This is a genomic window from Rhizobium redzepovicii (genome assembly GCF_019793435.1).
GTDB lineage: Bacteria > Pseudomonadota > Alphaproteobacteria > Rhizobiales > Rhizobiaceae > Rhizobium > Rhizobium redzepovicii.
Genome location: NZ_JAILYH010000011.1, coordinates 1 through 16,312 on the forward strand (window position 1 = coordinate 1; position 16,312 = coordinate 16,312).

The window sequence follows — 16,312 nt, forward strand, 5'->3', positions numbered from 1 at the left end:
AACCCGCGCCCGCAGGCCCCTGCGCTAAATGAAAAGCTCCGGGCCTACGCGCGCTGACCCTATGCAACCAGAGGCAGGGGTCACTTTTGGGAGCCGATAAGGGGTCCCGTTACCAAGCCGATTGACAGTCGAAAGGCGGTTCGCCCGCAATCCATAGCGCTCGGCGACCTCATTCACCATCGCGCCAGGTCTCAAGCTTTCCGAAACGATCTGCGCCTTGACCTCGTCCGGCCAATGCCGGTGAACCTCACGTCCAGACTTCCTGGTTGTGAGAAACTCCAATGAACTCTCCATGGAGAAACTCCCTTTGCTGGTCCATGGGATGGCGATCACAGATTAGGGCCAAGAGGACAACGTGGGAGTGGAACATCGGTTACGATACTGACGGCGTTCTCGTGCACCAACGTTGATCTTCGCCCGCGATCTGCTGCGTCTGGCGATATCGCCGACAGCCACCGTCGCTCTAGTTCACGACATGCACAAGATTTGCTCGGATCGCTGGCTCGATCAGCTTACTCGGCCCTCGCGCTTTTTCACCAATGAATTCCAGGCGGTATTTCGCCCTGGATATGGCAACGTAAAGCCGGTTGTGAGAAGAGTATGACAAGAAGTTTTTGCTGCTCTCTGACGTTTGATCGCCTGCGGGTGGAACTCGGCCATGATCTAGACCGGCGACGACCACAGCCAAAAACTCCAGCCCTCCGACATAATCGGCATGCCCCAGAACCAACTGGCCGGACTTCTTTGCCGCTTCAATTGCTTTGATATCGCCGCGCTTCTTAAGCAGCAATACGGGCTTGTTCTTGTCCAAAGCATACTTCTCAAGTCGAGTAAGCAATTCCCCATCAAGAGAAACAATTAAGATGTCACTTTTCCTACAACCAAGTGACCGCTGTAATTCGTCCGCCCTCTCAAATGCACTTTCGATCAAGGCATCTTCATTGGCGGCGTTAAAGTATTGTGGCTCCTGCGAATGCTTCTCGTCAACCTCTGTGAAAGCCGACGAGAACTTCTCCATCGGATTGTCAAAGTTCGTAAAAAGCGTCGCCCCGGAGGAAACCACGGAGAACGCGACACTTGCAATCTGCGGAGAGGAACGGAAGATAGTATTCAATCGATTTTGAAGAGCGTGATCAGTGTCGGAGATTGATTGCTCAATATCTTGCGAGTTCCAGCCCTGGTCACCAACGGCTTGCGCCCTATCCACCGAATAGACAATTGGGTAGGGCCCCTCCTGCTTTGTAAAGTAATGAAAAATATGAAGCTCATTCATGTTAAACAGGTGGGTCTCATCGATGAATAGGGCGTCGAAGCCCTCTTTGGCCCGTCTACGACGCCAAATGGGCGTATCTAACTGTCCAATGGCGGTTAGCACCACGTCATCCGTATCGAACTGCCCGGACTCGCCCAAGCGGCGTTGATATTCCTTGAAGACGGTGAATACAAAGCCCTTGTCCGCATCTGAAGCTATGGGAAGACCGTATGCAAGGTAGGGAATTTTCTTGTATTTATCAAAATCCTCCGACGCGCGTCCTTTGAGAACAACGCTAATCTCGTGCTGAAGCATTTCAGCAACTTTCCAGCTGTCCTCCGAAGACAGGAATTCATTGAACCCCGAGGACAGAAAGCGCTTATGGGAGGCATAGTCGTTTTTCATCACCTTTTCAAAGGCTTCAGCGATATAAAGCAGCTGGAGCCCCTTCGACTCCATCGCGTCTCTGTCGATGAATTCCGAAGCGCTGATGTGCTGGCGAAGCTGCTCGGCGCAAAGCTCGCTCAGAGTGCAGACCTTCAAAAACCGTGATTCGATTGAATCGTTACGTTCAGCGAATTTCTGTGGATCGATAACCGATAAAAACTCCTTTACGGATTTTTTGGTCGCATCGCTATGGGAAATGAAAACCGCTCGGTATGGCTCATTGTTCTTTTCCCTCTCCCTCAGAGCGCTGACCGCTTTCAACATGAGGCACAGAGTCTTGCCGGTACCAGCCGCGCCTTCGATGCGGTGAGGCCCTACGATTTTCGCTTCAATGAAGCTTTTTTGCTGCGATGTCAGCATAGGCAGCCATTCATCGAACCCTCTAAAGATCGAAGAATTTCCATCGCTGGCATTATCAAGAAACGAAACCTGGAGTTCTTTGACGCCGACTGCGGCTGCGGAATCGTCGGTCGCCTTACGGACGGTCTCCCTAAATCGCGGCAGTGCCTCGAAGGCCTTTCTAAAGTTTGTAAGTTCGGCGGTCTCTTTTGCCGCCTCCCCCGATTCATAGCCTGCCTTATAGACTAGCAGGAAGTTGCCAGCGACGCCGCGTTTCTCCAGCCGATTAGTCATCGGCTCTCGCTCAATTACGATGCGGAAGGGTGTGGGGCGATACTGAAAAGGGAATAAGACCGACTTCGAAGTACCGGAGATCATTTTCTCCGAATGCGTCAGGCTCAGACCGTTCCAAATCTTCTTGATGAACCTCAAGAGTTTTTGAGTGGCAAAAAGCGCCTCCGACTCGTTTAAGCTGTCAAAGACCCTCGCCTGCTCGATGTCGATAACTACGAACTTGGAGTCCTTTGACACTTTCGGGCTGAATAAGGCAATTCCATCAGCGTCTGTGATCATCGAAAGTGTAGCCGATAACGTCGCCGACCGGACTTGGCCGCGCAGAATTGCGGCAAATGTCTTTCCTTGCTCAAACTCGGTAGACTGCAACGTCCTACTGGAAACAATTTCGTCGACTGCAGCATCGTCAATGATCAAAAACTTCATTTTGTAACCCCTGCACGGTTTGGAATTCGCTGGCGTAGAACGCTCACCAGCTCGGGATCAGGATCGTCTAGACCAATGCGTCCAAACATCAGGGAGAAGCTCTGCAAGAGGTGTTCGATTTCGGGCGACGGAATTTGGCTGATCGGCATGGCGAAGTCGTCGCGGGAGAAGCTGAGACAATTAGTGGTGGATAGTGCTGCGTCCTTCTCAAACCGGCTTTGCTCAAGCCCCTCTGCAATTAGCATTGCAAGATTTCGCGGGACGAATGTCGCTTCTCGAAGCAGCGCTACGTAACCGTCCCTCGCCTCGCCAGGATACACACTAGGTAGAAAATAGTACCCTCCGACCTTATGCTTGATAAGTTCATCAATCACGCCGGATTTCAGACTTTCAAATCGAGCGAAGAAACCAGCGTGGTCCATCGAAAAACCGGACGACGCAAGGTCGTAGTCGCCAATCAAATCTTCAAATTTTTCTCGCTCTTTCTTTTTTAAATCCGCGAATGTGGTTGATAGCAATTCGCGCAACGTCTGCGAAATCAACACACTCTCTGCGACTGACTGCGCCTTCAGAAAGTTCCTGATCTTACCCAAAGCCTCCTTCTCAGCGCGATCCCTGATGATGTCCAAGCCATCAACCATCAGCCAATCATCCAGGGTCACAACTGGAATATAGTTCAAAACTGGGAACTTTGCCTGATCGATATCACAACGAGCCGTTATAACGAGACCATAAACGTGTTGGTTACGGTACCGCTCGGCCCTCGCGCAGGTGAAGATGGTGCCTTGGTCGAGCTTGCCAATGCGTGCGTCAGTAAGTTTCATCGGGTTCAATAAGGAAGGATGCGAAATTTCTTACGCATGTTGTGGATCATAAGTTGAAAAAGGACTAGCGCTTTCCGCGAAATCAATCAATCACCGGCTTTACTGCACGCAGCTTGCCCTCCAGATAGCCGATGCAACTTTCCACATCGCTTGCGTTTGTCATCCACTCTGGGTAGGACCAGCAACCGCTCGCAGTCAACTTCACATGATCAGATTGGCGTCGCCTAATGGCGCATCCCGGCAGCTATTACTGTTCGCCACGACCCCCAGCCATAGCAGGCCGCCATCTCATTCACCGTCACGCCCGGCCGCAGGCACTCCGAAGCGATCCTGACCCCAATGTCATCAAGGTATGGCCGATGTCCATCTCGCTCCGACGGCCACGGTCTCCCGTTCGTCGGCCCATAAACTATTTGCCGTCGTCGGGGTTCCAAAACCGTTGCCTATAAGAGGTCGAGGCGATAGCAATTATCTGATGTTATGGGGATGTGCATGCCAATCCACTATCCATCATGACGTGAATTGCTTGATGGAGCCAACCCTTGAGAATCGATATACCTACGCCCACTTTCCCTGAAGACGACAGACCGCGAGCCCTTTACGCCCGTCTGTCCCGCATCGACTTTTTGAGCGCATCTCCATACCGACGAGCCTCCATAGAATTTGATGGTGTAGATGCCGATCAAGTCGATGATTCCAGGAACCCGGAAGGTGAGCTTTTCGACGAGAAGGAGTTCAAGTCTTTCGCGTTGACCCGTATCGTCACGACGCCGCGTCGGTTTGAAGAGGTCATGGGGGCTCCACCGGTTGTAGGATCATGGTTTCGCCTGAAGATTGAGCCGAGCGGAGATGGATTGATGACTTGGCAAGCGCAACTGGGACCTCTTGGATATTACGCCCAAACGCGCGTCGTCACCGTTGGCGGCAGCCCTCTTGTTGACCCGTTGTCGCCGCCTTCAGGCCCCTCACCCAAATCACTGGGCGCAGCCTCTGCGAAAGAACCGCTGCCGACGAGCATTGCGGAGCTTTCGAACCGCTTCACGGTAGGCAGGAAATGGAGCGATATCGAGCCAATCTTCAAGTCAATCGCTGCTCCTACGGAGATCGTAGTTCGCGACGTCGGACAAGCCAGTTTCGTGTCATTTGTCGACAAGGAGGGCCGATCCTACCTCCATTTCGATACTGGCCTTCCTGTCTCATGGAACGGATATACAGCTCCCAAGAAGCTTGACGTTGACCTTGCGAAAGACCAGATCGTGATACTGTCTCACTGGGACTGGGACCATTTGCACGCCCCCTGCACCATCAAAAGTCTCTACGATGCCAAATGGATAGTCCCCAGTCAGCGACTTGGTCCTGGCGCAGCCCGAATAGCGATTGCTATTGCGAAACGCGGAAACCTATTCGTGTGGCCAAGCGGTGCCTGCTTTACAAGTCCCGATCTGTCGATTGTTGAATGTAGCGGGAAGTCTGGAAACGCCAATAATACCGGGCTCGCGTTGAGAGTGAAATTGTCTGCAGGACGAGAGGCACTGCTGACAGGCGATGCTGACTATTCAAATCTTCCGGCCCCTGTGAGAGCACCCGTCGACTATTTGCTCGTCAGCCATCACGGAGCAGCAATGTCCTCTGGCAGCATCCCAATAGCGCGGGCCGGTAACGTAGGTTTCGCGGCGGTGTCGTTTGGAGCAGGCAATACTTATCGCCATCCAAACCCAACAACCGAAACGGCCCACTTCAAATCTGGATGGGGTGATTGGCGTCCGACGGCGCGAAGCCCTGGGATTGGGCCTCGCGGGGATCGCAAATTTGTTTAGATTTAACCCACTTGGACTGCCGCCAGATGTACAAAGCTGTCCGCTATCGCCGTTCTCAAGTTGCACGAAGGGCGGTATCCGCCGACTTCGGTTGCAACCCTTATTGTTTTCGAGCAGATTGCCGCTCGCTATACGGGGGGAACTTTTTATGAGGACTATCGCTTGTTTCGCACTCTTTATGAGTGCCGCGTTTTCAGCGCATGGCGAAGACCAATATCGATGCAAGAATTTCGTGGCCGACTTCATGTCGATCTCCTCAACTGACAAAATGAAATCGAGCAGTAATGTAAACCTCGCCCAGGCGGCCGGTTTCCTGATGGGTTCCTACTTCGCAAAGACCGGCGCTGATTTCGAAAGCGCCAACACTTCGGGTCTTGGCGAGTTTGAAAAGAAGGTGGTCGGAGAATGCTCGGCGCATCCAAACGACGGCGTGTCTGCGACCGTGTTGCGCTTGGCAGCTTCATTGAAAACCGTGGATGCTGTCGCGGCGAAACCCGCTGATGTAAAGCCTGGCGGATACGAGGCTATGTCACTCACGGACGTCAAGCTCGATGCGAAACAGATGCAAGGCAAGAAGGTGGAAGTTTCCGGCGTCCTTATCACGATGGGCGACATGGCAATGCTTGGGGACAGTGCGTTCAGCACCAATAGGCTCTTCGTCGACAACAAAAAGCTGTCGCGGAAAGAGCGGAAATACATCCTGGAAAACTGCGATGGCGGCTGCTCTATCACCGTGAGGGGCAAGATCGGCAGCGTAATGCTCAACGATGGCATCATCGCTGACGCCATTGCGACCCAATAACGGGCTGGCATCGGTTTAGATTCCTGTACACCCGGTGGTGGATCAGATGCGGCTTTCGGTCTTTGACTTCAGCAAAAAAAGAGATCGCGGTGCGATCAGCAGACATCTCTTTCCGACACACGTTACCGTCTACAGTGACGGCTACACAACTGTATCTCGTGCGGCTTGCGATCCTGCCTTCCAGACTGAGTTCAGAGACATCGCGCTTGAGCTGGAAAACACGCACTTGCGCCCTTTCTCGGTAACCTGCCGTCGCTGCCTCAAAACGGAAACTTATCGCGAGGCCGTGGCGGCCTACGAGACAAATAGGCTTCCGGCCTATGTGGTGAACCAAGTTTCTCGGATGAGGCATGAAGTCTACCGGCAGCAGGGAGTCTATGACGTTGAAGAGAATAATTCGATCCGGCAATGGCTTGGATTTGAGCCAGTCTTCCCGACGAGAACGTATCTAGACGCTCTCATGGAGGAGGAAGAACGCATACACGAGGATTATCGACAAGACAGGGAAAGATCAAAAGAGCTGGATAGGCAGCTGGCAGAAATCGGCATTGAAGGTGAAGTTCAAATTTTCCGCCGCCAAGACCTGCTGACGGGTAAGAACGAAGAGGAAATCGTCGTCGATGCGGATGACGTGCCGCTACTCCCTACCACTCCGGAGAGAAATGAGGCCTGATCGGTGCTTGGCATGATGGCGCATCTTCAGAAGCAGAACCTGCGATTCTATGTCTTTGAACGGAGATTTATCGTTGCGGAATGCGTTTAGAGTCAGAATTCATGGCGACCAGTGCGTTTACTGTGGTGAGCGTGCAGACTCTGAGGAGCATTTCCCTCCAGCGAGTTATGGAAACCTTGGGTTTCTTCTTCCGGCTTGCCGAGAATGCAACAGCTTCGCGGGAACCGCTCACCCTGTAAATTTTCTCAAACGTATCGCCTACGTGAAGGAGCAAATCAAATCGCACGCGCCTCGCTTCACATTTACGAGCGACGTGACCCTGCAGGACATCCTCGCGCGTCCTGAGAGTGTCTGGCTTACCGAAATGCGATTCGAGAAGCGTAAAGCAATTTATCGAAACCGGTTCAATTGGGATGCGATGGCTTATATCGCCACGATCCAGGCCCGCAGATACAAGTTCGTCGCCGACTTCTCGCAGGAGATCGAGGAAGATTTTGAGGAGACCGACGGCCCAGACACTTCGGTTGTTCTGCCACAGGAAGATGAAACTTCAGGCAATCTGGCGTCGCAAGCTGCGCGTCAGTCAATGACGGACGCTCACCGAGAAGAGCTTTTGCAATCGCTCCTCGAAAACTTGCCAAAGCTCCCGGCCAAGGACAAAGAAGAACATATGCTCGATGAGGATTTAGAGTTCATGGCCAGTGAGTCTTATTTCGGCAGACATCTCACGCAAAAACAATTTGAAATCCTGTTGGTCTGCGCAAGGAGGGTCGCGAATTTTATCGAGCCGGACGAAATTCGACACTTTAACGATGCGGAGCTAATCGAATTTATCAAGGATGTCCGGTGACGAGTGCGAAACGAGGGTAAACCTTCACAGGAAGTGCCGCACTCTGCTATCGCAGAAATCTAATATCGACAATGGACGCCAGATTTGAAGCTGCGGCACGCTGCTTATAAAGGGCTGCGAGACCGCCAGGACAACGCGGACGTTTTCCGGCTGGACGATATCAAAGAGTTGCCCGATTGCGATCAGCGCCAGCGATACAGGAAAGCTAAACCGGGCAGTTGCCCTTGACAGCAGCTAGCGGCTGCCCCGCTTGCAAAGCTGGTTAGGAACTGTCAGGCGGCGAGAAGAAGCAGTTCACGTCGTTTTCCGTTGGATGAAGGCAGATATGATATCGGCCATCTCCGGAGGGGATTTCGTCCCCATACGGGATGAAGAACAGGTGTGGTTGTGTCGCGAGGTGGTGGTCGCCCGCATGCAGGAAGACGGAAAAGCCGCGAGGCCCTCGACTGATGTCCTGAGAGGGAATGGCCTCACAATCTCCAAGCAAACCCTGAGCTTTGCAGCACGCCGGAGGATAGGTCCAGCCGCTCTTCGCTTCATGGGCGTCGGTTCGAACGATGGTGCAGACGGAGATCGCCCCAAGTGTGATCAGTGATATTGTTGATGTGGCGAGTGTCATTGCATACCTCCTTAGAGGCAGCCCCTCGAAAAACGCCGGGAGGTTGCGATACCTCGTTCAGTTGTTTTTGCTACAAGAGGGTCAGGTAGGTCTCTTGCGCTACAAGGGCCCTCGCATGATGTGTATGGAAGCGGGTCGAACATCGGCGCTATCGCCGACCGCGCGGATGGGACCTCCGTGCTCCGCCACGTGGCAAAATCCATCCTGCTGTGCTCATCGAGAGGCAACCCATCGGTGTGGGTAGGCGTCGAAACTCCCAGAACTCTCCGAGTAACAAGATACTCCCATAACCTACGTTTGCAAAACGAAGCTTTGAAGCCAGGTTCGATATTCAACATAGCTTGGTTTCAACCCGGTCTTCTAAGTCGGTAATTTCCCGTTGCTGCACGCCGACCGGCGAAATCACCACGGGATAATTCTGCAATACTGCTGTTAGCTGCTTGCGTCGATCTGCACAATTTGGGCAATGTGGAATCACGCGATTTGCAGATATGGCGGCTTCCACCCCCGTCGCTTGGATAGGTCCAAACTATCCGTGAAAGAACCGCAACTGGCGAAGCGGAGAGAGAAGGAAACGGCATCCAAAGCCCTTCCTTCCCCTCTGCGGTCCTTATCCCCTTGTGAGAGGATGGGGTTATCTGTGCCGCTGTTCGCCCTTCCTGGCAATAGTTGACGGTCTAAAAGGTTGTGCAAATAGTCGAAAGTTCTGACGCCAGCACAACGTGAAACCCCCTTCTTCGATCTGTCGCTTGTCGATCAACTCGAAATCGAGAATTATGATCCCAAACAGGGACAGGCGGCATGAGCGAACCAATCAGCGAACGATGGGCATTCCGATCCGGCTGGCTCGGCTTGATCCAAGAAGCCCAAGGTGAGATCGGTGCCCTCCCCGCCGCCTGGAAAGCTCGCCTTGTCGGCGGCAAGGAAAAGCTCGGATACCTGCAGCTTTCGATCAACTGGCAAGGTCACGCTCGCCGGGATCGGATCGAGGCGATAACCGAACAATTCCGTAAACGGTCCCTGACGATCTGCGAAGAATGCGGCAAGCCAGGCCGTCTCAGGATGGGGGTTTCCATCGCCGCCACCCGCTGCGACGATCACGCGGCGTTCGCTGCCCCGTTCCGCGACGACGACGGGCGCATTGTCGATCTGCCGCCCATGGGTGGGCCGATCTATGCCGACGGGTCGCAAGGAAGGTATGGACAGCAAAAAGCGTCCTCCTCGTGATTGGCGCACGCAGTGGCTTCGGCATGCCGTTTTCCGCTTGAAATAGCCTTGCACAGTTTCGTTTCGCGTTTAACAACGACGGTGTATCGATCTAATAGACCGAATCCTGAGAGTATGTTGATGCGCGACCTTATCATATATGAAGATCACGTCGTGATAGCTCCGCATTACAAAGCCAAGAGCCCCTCGATAGCGGGGGTTTCTTTGAAAGATTTGGCTAGAATTGCTTATTTAGGCACCAAGTATTGGTCTTATTTGCTTACTCGACATCAAATTTACGTTTATTCTTACTCTAATTACGATGGATATCCGCTAGAGGATTTTGTTCAATTTTTTTACGAGGCGCAAAGCGTCTCTCTGCATCGCAAAGAAGCCTCTTTGGCTGTTGTTTTCGAGGCCACAAGCGGCGACTACGATTATGTCGCTATGGCATCCCGCGATACTTCCACCGGGTATAAACGGGGCAAGAGGTCACCTCCGCAAGAGACAAGATTTAAAGCGGATAGGGCTTCGGTCGCTATTCCACCCGGGGAAACCGAATCTTGGATTCCCCGTGAAATTGTCAGACTCGCTGCTATCGTTGATAACTTAGAGGCCTCGACGCAAAGTTTGCGCAGCTGGGCCGATAGCAGTGTGGATATGCGCGTTGGCTGTTCAACGGTAGGGTGTAAAAACCAGGCCGGTGTGATCTTTCCCCCCGCCCGTCTGAAACCGTATGCGGATAAAGGGCTGTCGTTAGAGACGTTTCGAGGAAAATTGAAGTGCAGCCACTGCGGCAAGCCCTCCTCTCGTCTTGGTGTAGCATAAGGCTATGCGATCTATGTCGACGGCTCGCAAGGGCCACTACGGACAAACGAACGCCCCGCTGAAAATTTGACTGCAAGTTGTCGGGTGGATTGAAATTTCCCGTATTCGATGACACGATTTGCCCTGGCTCGCGATCCTACGGGATGACCTTACGACGTTCTTGAAGCGTGATCGCAATACCCGGCTCATAGGCGCTCCGGGGGGAGAGATGGGCGGCAGACAAACAACGAATATTCTCCTGGCGATTATCGCGGGCGTTTTGCTGTTCGGCAGTGCAGCGGTAACGGGCGCAATCAAATGGATCGCGATAATCGGCGGTGCGCTTCTCTTCCTCTACGCCGTCATAGTTTTTGCGCTGTATCTGCTCCGGGAAAGCGTGAAGGCGCTACAAGAAGCCAAGGCGCTAGGCCGTGATGCTTTCCTGGTAACGCTCATGGGGCTGACGGTCGTAGGTTTCCTTCCTATCGTCGCCGGTTACGCACTGCTGCTCTGGCTGCAAAGCGTTCCAAAGCCATTCGATGTCGTGACACATTCGTGGGTCGGAACGATTTGGCTAGGAATTTTTGTCGTCGGCTGTTCAACGTTGGCGATCTCAGCCCTCATCACGCGTCGCGATCTGATAATCCCAGCGCTGCAATATGGGTTTTCGCTTCTGATCCGGTCGCCCCTGGCTCCGGTGTTCCTGACAATGCACGGCTGGCGGAAAGCTCGCATGGCTGGCGACGGCATTATTTCAAGCACGGCTTCGGCTTTCGTCGGCCTCTTCTTCGGCCTCATGTTCTGGGCTTTCGCATTCGGGATGATTATGGGTGCCCTCGGCAAATAAAGACAAGAAGCCCCTGCCTCGTGACAGGGGCCTCTTCGATGGGCCTGCGCATTGGGGGTATCAGGTTCACCGCGACGGGCGTTAGAATCCATTCGGGCTGATCGATCAACCCCAAAATTCAGTATCAGCGCGGGAACTGGCCCAATCTCTATCTCTATTCCCGCAACCATGGCAACGGGGAGAAAACCTACAAGGTGATCGCCATCGCTATAGGCTTACACCAACTTCGGCTTGAAAATACCGCTTCATAGCGATCAGAACATCTGGCCCGCCGATGTCTTCGTAGCGGAACGGTTGATCTCGCTCGATGTTCGAAAGGTCCACTTCAATGCCGCCGAAACTGTATGACCGTCGATACCGATCCCGGCGCATATCCCATTTCGGTTCCGATATATCGTGCGCAAAGGCGCACCTTATCGAGTAGGCGAGCCCTGCAAACTGATCGATTTCAGTTTCGATCACTGGTGCTAAACGAATGCCAATCTCTTCGCGGGATCTGTTCAAGGTGATCGCTGCTGCACCAAAAGCAACTGATAAGTTGTTTGTGCAGGCCTGAATCAGATCGTCATAGCTGTGAAATATTTTGTCAGGCAGGACGTAGACCATCGATCCATCTTCGAACGACAATGGCTTGTCCAACTCTTCCAGATTGATTTTGCCCTCAAGAGCGTAGTCATACATCTTCCAAGCGAAATCCAGCATTCCAAAGGCCGTATCGATATATCGCATCGTCTATTCCCTCAAATCGCCGCCACTATCCGATTGACCTATCAGCGCGGAAGCTGGACCGTAATCCATTTATTGCCCTGCCGGTTCCCGCAACCAAGGCAACGCAAACGAGGCTGCAACGAATTGAGCATGGCGTTTCCCCATTTGCGGCGCAGCTCGTGGCGATCAATCCAGGCTTCGCGCTCGCAAGAGGGGCACATGCCGCCTAGCGCCATGAAGCTTTGCGCGTCGTCAATCGCGGTGCTGATCGGGTCGGCGACTGGCCCGATATAGGTGATTCCGTCACGCCTTGGCCGTCCGATCTCTATTCCGCGAGGATGTTTCATTGTTCCATATTTGTTCGCGCCAGGGTCACCTGTCAAGGCGACCAAGGTGAGCTATGAACTTGCTTTGAGGGCAAGATGACAGCGGAGCTTCTCGCTATGCACGCCTCGATCATGGAAGAGCTGCGAGGTGGAAACGTCCTTCGAAGTGCAAACAACCACACGGCGACTTAGTGGAATACCTGTTTTGGGCTGCCTTCGGCTGGCAGCAGGCCGCAAACTCGGTCAAAGAATGCGATTGGCTCGACGGTGAAGGGTTGATTAGACTGACGCGCGGCCAACATGAGGAACCCGCCGCATTAATTCGACCTGGCCCCGGCTACCGACAACAAATTGTTGCGAGTTGGCTTTCGGATATTGAGCATGACGCACATGCCATTCCTGTAATAGTTAAAGCCTTGGCAGCTCTGCGTGATGACACATTGATCTTGACAGGCCGCGAGCGACGAACCGGAAAACTTAGCAAATGGTTTGCCCACTATTTCCACATTCTTGCTCGTGCGGAAATCGAGCGACGGGCCGAAGTCATGCCCGACGCGTGAGATGTCGGCCGCATCGCCCTTATAGCCAGACACGGCCCCACTGAACTGGAGCGCATCAGTCGCCATACCTTTCAGAAAGCACACATTGTGAGCCTCATTGAACGTGAACGCGTGGCACCGATCATTGCCATCGCACTCCATTTTGCAATCTTCGACAGTGAATAGCTTCAGTGGCATGTCTGGTAGGTCGTAGCCGGGGAGATCAGTGTGCTCGAATATTCGCCACGAGGGTGCTTGCGGCTGAGCGGGAGGCGTGACGGTGACAGTCGTGGGGGCATAACTGGCCGCTGCATCTCCTCCGAAAGGGACAGGAGCTGAAGCTTGTGCAGGTGCATCGCCCGCCAAAAGATCAATATCTAACCCGATCTGTTTCGCGTCGGCTGCAGTCAGCCACTGCATGGAGGCTGGCGCGGCATCGGTAACATAGACAATGACGTTTGCGCTAAGGCCGAGTTGCTGAAGATACGATCCGACGAGGGCATTCCCTGCGCTGCTGACGGTTTGTTGCCCTGACGTGTCACTGAAGACGGCGTGGAAACCGACTTTGGAGGTCGGCGTAATGAACCGGTGCTTCCCCGCCAGCCAAACCAGCCCGCACGAAGAGGCGCATATCGTGTTTTCGGCTACGGCGGTCGAGAAGCCCTTGATCGAAATTGTGCGGCCGATTTCCATTCCGACCCCTGCCAATCCACCGGGGCTGTCCAAGAAGACAACTGCCTTGTTGGTCGAAATGGCGAGGTTCTTAAAACGATTGTCATCGCCCTCCTTGAACTCGCCGACCACAGAAATAATGTAGATATCATCCTTCAGCTGGTCGATCTGGACATCTGCGGCTCTGGCTTGAAACGCACAGATCAGAACCACAATAGCAGAAAGAAATACGCGCACACTCACAACCAAACCCCTTACCACCTCACCGCGAGTAAGCGACTTCTGACTAAGAAAGTCAAAGTAGAAGTTAGACGGAGGTTAACGGCCATAGTGCCGCCACAGAATTCCGCCCAATCAGGCCTAATAACAAGCGGATGGCGAAAGAATGAGATTGCTGGTTCTCCTTGCTGCGGCCCTCTTTCTGACAGCGGTGCATGCCCAAGCCCAAGTTTACGCGCCGTATGATGGATACGATGAATACGACGGCTATTACTATAAGGACCCTTACAGCCCCTATCCCCCTCCTCCCTACTACGAGCCAGAACCTGGCTATCGGGAACCTTTGCAGGAACGTCGGGAGCCATCGACACGAAGCGCGAGAGGAACCATCGTCATCGCCACGCGTGAGCACACTCTTATTTACACGACCGCACAGGGCGAGCAGTTTGCCTACCCCATCGCAGTCGGCCGCGAAGGCAAGCGATGGTACGGATTGACTCGGGTGGTGTCGAAACGAGAGCATCCCGAATGGCGGCCGACAGCCAGCATGCGCCAGAAGAACCCAAGGCTTCCGGCAGTCGTGAAACCCGGCCCCGCAAATCCGCTTGGAACCCGCGCGATCTATCTTGCCGACGGACTGCTCCGCATACACGGCACCAATGACCCCTCCTCCATCGGCACCAATGCATCAAGCGGATGCTTTCGCATGTACCGCGAGGACGTCGAGGAGCTTTATGAGATGGTTCAGCCGGGAACACGGGTGATCGTCCGGCGGTAATCGGATCGGGTGCGGTGGCAACTCTAGGGGTTCCTCGCCAGCCGAGGGTGAGGCGTTTTACAACGAGTCTTCCAGAACCGTAGCAATGATATCCGTGGCACCCGAGGCAACGATACATATTTTGCAGCAAGCTGCTGCAAAATATGGACATGGGTCGATGCGGCTATCTGCTGCGAGGAATATCAATCAGATATGGCGTGCCCATCCGGGGACAGCTGGAAGCTAGGCGGCGAGGTACAATAGCATCCAAGGGGCATTCCCGGCGACGCGCATTGGATGCAGGATCATGCGGCAGGACTTCATCGACGGCTCTGAGACCTGGTTTACCTTCAGATGCCCGAGGCCAGGTGTTGCGCCCACGCCGAGACAGTTTCAGCCAGAGCTAAGAGATTCGCATACACTTTATCCGGGCCAGCAAGCAGCCACGCCGCTCCGAGCGTGGGGACGGCCCACTTGATCGCACTATCAATGGCAGTGTCAGCCTTGCGGCCCAACCACGCTAGAATTGAGCCTGCGACAGCTTTCAGCTTTGAGGCCTGCTCTTCAAGCTTAACAGGGTCTGGCTGGGGTTGATCAACTTCGTTCCGTATTTCAATCGTCACTCGTCCAACCAAGCGAATCTCGATTGGCGAAATCGGGTCTGGCTCAACAAGCTCCGGTGGATGGTTATGGCTCCTTGGTGGTAGGTTTTCTCGATATGTTTGAAGCGAAGCTTCAAGGCTCTCAATTCTTGACAGCACCTCCTGATGATAATCTCTCGGTACTCCGCTTGAACCAGCGCCGCTCAAAACTGACTCAGCAAACCGAAAGTTCGAAAAGTTTGAGGCCGCTGAACGCGAGATCGGGCCACCAACCAAAAGTCTGCGCCCTTGCTCATCGGTAAGAAATCGGCCAGCTCCATCGGTCAAATAAGCCTCCCCTTCTGGCGTGGGGTCTGTCCGGCGAATTACTGTCCTGGTGTAGTCGTCTCCGCTACCGGGTTGGTTCCAATCCTCGTCTTCACCTGGTAAGTTCCAGTCCTCGTCCTGCGCGTAGTCCTCTCGCCTTGCTTTGGGTGCCCAATCAAAAAGCCCGTCGCGGGTGATTTCCGCTGCAGCTTCCTCAATAGAAGGCTGATCGCTAATGTCTGAAAATTCGTCGCCTATCTGCTCGCCAGCGTCATAAGGGCCACCCCAAACCCATTGGTAGCCGCCTTCCGCACTCTCGTAGGGCATTCGAACGGCTGGGTCCTCGTAGTTCTCATGAAACCATTGAACCATCGCCTGCACTTTGCGGTGCTTGGAAAGCTTGCGAAATTGTGAGGGCGTAAAGCGTTCTTCATCTATGAAGTAGGCGCGTCGGCCATCGATTGGGCGCTCGGCGGGCTCTGCGAGGTCAAAGTCATCATCTACGAAATTCGATATGTCTGGAAGCGGCTCGTTAATTGAGGACAAGCCGTCATCCTCTTCATTCGAGGATACTTTGTCTGCCGTCGCAAAACCACGACGGGCAAAGGCTGAGCCGCCGAACGCTGCTCCTAAGCCGATCCGGTTTTCAAGCCTCGACGCACGTCGCTCACGAGGACGCGCGGTCTCTTCTTCGTCGTGCTGATCAAAGGCATTTATGCTGAGTTCGCGATAATATTCCCCGGGCCTCACGCCGAGCCGATCTAACAGCTCGCGATCTGTTTCCTCGTCAAAACGGACAAAATAGCTCACGGTGAAACCGTCATTGCTATCTATGTTCTCAATTTCCCACTGGGCTTGATCCAGCAGATCGGGATCAACGTGCCACTCTGCCGCGATAGCTTTAGCCTGCCCGCCTTCATCCAATGCCACTTGCACGCCCTACGTTTCGGCAACTTCCTATTTAGAACGATGTGTCCCCA

General features: G+C 53.7%; 15 protein-coding genes. 8 read left to right on the top strand and 7 right to left on the bottom strand.

Features of this window, described 5'->3' with window-relative positions; translation table 11 throughout:
- Positions 1-24: 24 nt before the first annotated feature.
- The 3 genes from K6N12_RS18325 to K6N12_RS18335 all read right to left on the bottom strand — a co-directional run bounded on the left by K6N12_RS18325 (position 25) and on the right by K6N12_RS18335 (position 3,582).
- The gene (locus tag K6N12_RS18325) at positions 25-294 is read right to left on the bottom strand and encodes a transposase (RefSeq protein WP_222148921.1); all 270 of its coding nucleotides are present in this window, start codon (positions 292-294) and stop codon (positions 25-27) included.
- 169 nt (positions 295-463) lie between these two features.
- Positions 464-2,758, bottom strand: coding sequence for a UvrD-helicase domain-containing protein (locus tag K6N12_RS18330; protein ID WP_130748029.1), 2,295 nt, complete (start codon positions 2,756-2,758; stop codon positions 464-466).
- Positions 2,755-3,582 carry a hypothetical protein gene (locus K6N12_RS18335; RefSeq protein WP_222148922.1) on the bottom strand — a complete coding sequence of 276 codons (828 nt, stop codon included), beginning with the start codon at positions 3,580-3,582 and terminating at the stop codon, positions 2,755-2,757. The genes K6N12_RS18330 and K6N12_RS18335 overlap by 4 nt, the downstream gene beginning before the upstream one ends.
- Positions 3,583-4,124: 542 nt before the next feature.
- Between K6N12_RS18335 and K6N12_RS18340 the strand changes: the two genes are divergently transcribed.
- The 4 genes from K6N12_RS18340 to K6N12_RS18355 all read left to right on the top strand — a co-directional run bounded on the left by K6N12_RS18340 (position 4,125) and on the right by K6N12_RS18355 (position 7,724).
- The gene (locus K6N12_RS18340) at positions 4,125-5,399 is read left to right on the top strand and encodes a ComEC/Rec2 family competence protein (protein WP_222148923.1); all 1,275 of its coding nucleotides are present in this window, start codon (positions 4,125-4,127) and stop codon (positions 5,397-5,399) included.
- Between the two features lie 148 nt (positions 5,400-5,547).
- Entirely contained in the window at positions 5,548-6,201 is a 654-nt protein-coding gene (locus tag K6N12_RS18345; RefSeq protein WP_222148924.1) for a hypothetical protein, read from the top strand.
- Positions 6,202-6,247: 46 nt separating this feature from the next.
- Entirely contained in the window at positions 6,248-6,874 is a 627-nt protein-coding gene (locus K6N12_RS18350; RefSeq protein WP_222148925.1) for a hypothetical protein, read from the top strand.
- Between the two features lie 313 nt (positions 6,875-7,187).
- Positions 7,188-7,724, top strand: a complete 537-nt coding sequence (locus K6N12_RS18355) for a hypothetical protein (protein ID WP_222148926.1) — start codon at positions 7,188-7,190, stop codon at positions 7,722-7,724.
- Positions 7,725-7,986: 262 nt separating this feature from the next.
- On the opposite strand, the gene K6N12_RS18360 is transcribed toward K6N12_RS18355, so the two are convergent.
- On the bottom strand, positions 7,987-8,343 hold the full coding sequence (locus K6N12_RS18360; RefSeq protein WP_222148927.1) for a hypothetical protein: 357 nt from the start codon (positions 8,341-8,343) through the stop codon (positions 7,987-7,989).
- An 801-nt stretch (positions 8,344-9,144) separates the two neighbouring features.
- On the opposite strand from K6N12_RS18360, the gene K6N12_RS18365 reads away from it, so the two are divergent.
- The 3 genes from K6N12_RS18365 to K6N12_RS18375 all read left to right on the top strand — a co-directional run bounded on the left by K6N12_RS18365 (position 9,145) and on the right by K6N12_RS18375 (position 11,203).
- Positions 9,145-9,570, top strand: coding sequence for a hypothetical protein (locus K6N12_RS18365; RefSeq protein WP_130748035.1), 426 nt, complete (start codon positions 9,145-9,147; stop codon positions 9,568-9,570).
- A gap of 120 nt (positions 9,571-9,690) precedes the next feature.
- Positions 9,691-10,377 carry a hypothetical protein gene (locus tag K6N12_RS18370; protein WP_130748036.1) on the top strand — a complete coding sequence of 229 codons (687 nt, stop codon included), beginning with the start codon at positions 9,691-9,693 and terminating at the stop codon, positions 10,375-10,377.
- Between the two features lie 208 nt (positions 10,378-10,585).
- On the top strand, positions 10,586-11,203 hold the full coding sequence (locus tag K6N12_RS18375) for a hypothetical protein (protein ID WP_222148928.1): 618 nt from the start codon (positions 10,586-10,588) through the stop codon (positions 11,201-11,203).
- 207 nt (positions 11,204-11,410) lie between these two features.
- Here K6N12_RS18375 and K6N12_RS18380 read toward each other — a convergent pair whose 3' ends face one another.
- Together K6N12_RS18380 and K6N12_RS34805 are read right to left on the bottom strand one after the other, a co-directional pair.
- Positions 11,411-11,932 carry a hypothetical protein gene (locus tag K6N12_RS18380; RefSeq protein WP_130748038.1) on the bottom strand — a complete coding sequence of 174 codons (522 nt, stop codon included), beginning with the start codon at positions 11,930-11,932 and terminating at the stop codon, positions 11,411-11,413.
- Between the two features lie 622 nt (positions 11,933-12,554).
- Entirely contained in the window at positions 12,555-13,691 is a 1,137-nt protein-coding gene (locus K6N12_RS34805) for a PAN domain-containing protein (protein WP_130744557.1), read from the bottom strand.
- A 142-nt stretch (positions 13,692-13,833) separates the two neighbouring features.
- Between K6N12_RS34805 and K6N12_RS18390 the strand changes: the two genes are divergently transcribed.
- Entirely contained in the window at positions 13,834-14,445 is a 612-nt protein-coding gene (locus tag K6N12_RS18390) for a L,D-transpeptidase (protein WP_130744558.1), read from the top strand.
- 329 nt (positions 14,446-14,774) lie between these two features.
- On the opposite strand, the gene K6N12_RS18395 is transcribed toward K6N12_RS18390, so the two are convergent.
- The gene (locus K6N12_RS18395; RefSeq protein ID WP_130744559.1) at positions 14,775-16,262 is read right to left on the bottom strand and encodes a hypothetical protein; all 1,488 of its coding nucleotides are present in this window, start codon (positions 16,260-16,262) and stop codon (positions 14,775-14,777) included.
- Positions 16,263-16,312: the final 50 nt, after the last annotated feature.

What these genes read in the sequence shown, in the direction of transcription:
- K6N12_RS18325 (WP_222148921.1), bottom strand. Translation starts at nt 294, where the DNA reads ATGGAGAGTTCATTGGAGTTTCTCACAACCAGGAAGTCTGGACGTGAG.
- K6N12_RS18330 (WP_130748029.1), bottom strand. Translation starts at nt 2,758, where the DNA reads ATGAAGTTTTTGATCATTGACGATGCTGCAGTCGACGAAATTGTTTCC.
- K6N12_RS18335 (WP_222148922.1), bottom strand. Translation starts at nt 3,582, where the DNA reads ATGAAACTTACTGACGCACGCATTGGCAAGCTCGACCAAGGCACCATC.
- K6N12_RS18345 (WP_222148924.1), top strand. Translation starts at nt 5,548, where the DNA reads ATGAGGACTATCGCTTGTTTCGCACTCTTTATGAGTGCCGCGTTTTCA.
- K6N12_RS18350 (WP_222148925.1), top strand. Translation starts at nt 6,248, where the DNA reads ATGCGGCTTTCGGTCTTTGACTTCAGCAAAAAAAGAGATCGCGGTGCG.
- K6N12_RS18360 (WP_222148927.1), bottom strand. Translation starts at nt 8,343, where the DNA reads ATGACACTCGCCACATCAACAATATCACTGATCACACTTGGGGCGATC.
- K6N12_RS18365 (WP_130748035.1), top strand. Translation starts at nt 9,145, where the DNA reads ATGAGCGAACCAATCAGCGAACGATGGGCATTCCGATCCGGCTGGCTC.
- K6N12_RS18370 (WP_130748036.1), top strand. Translation starts at nt 9,691, where the DNA reads ATGCGCGACCTTATCATATATGAAGATCACGTCGTGATAGCTCCGCAT.
- K6N12_RS18375 (WP_222148928.1), top strand. Translation starts at nt 10,586, where the DNA reads ATGGGCGGCAGACAAACAACGAATATTCTCCTGGCGATTATCGCGGGC.
- K6N12_RS18380 (WP_130748038.1), bottom strand. Translation starts at nt 11,932, where the DNA reads ATGCGATATATCGATACGGCCTTTGGAATGCTGGATTTCGCTTGGAAG.
- K6N12_RS18390 (WP_130744558.1), top strand. Translation starts at nt 13,834, where the DNA reads ATGAGATTGCTGGTTCTCCTTGCTGCGGCCCTCTTTCTGACAGCGGTG.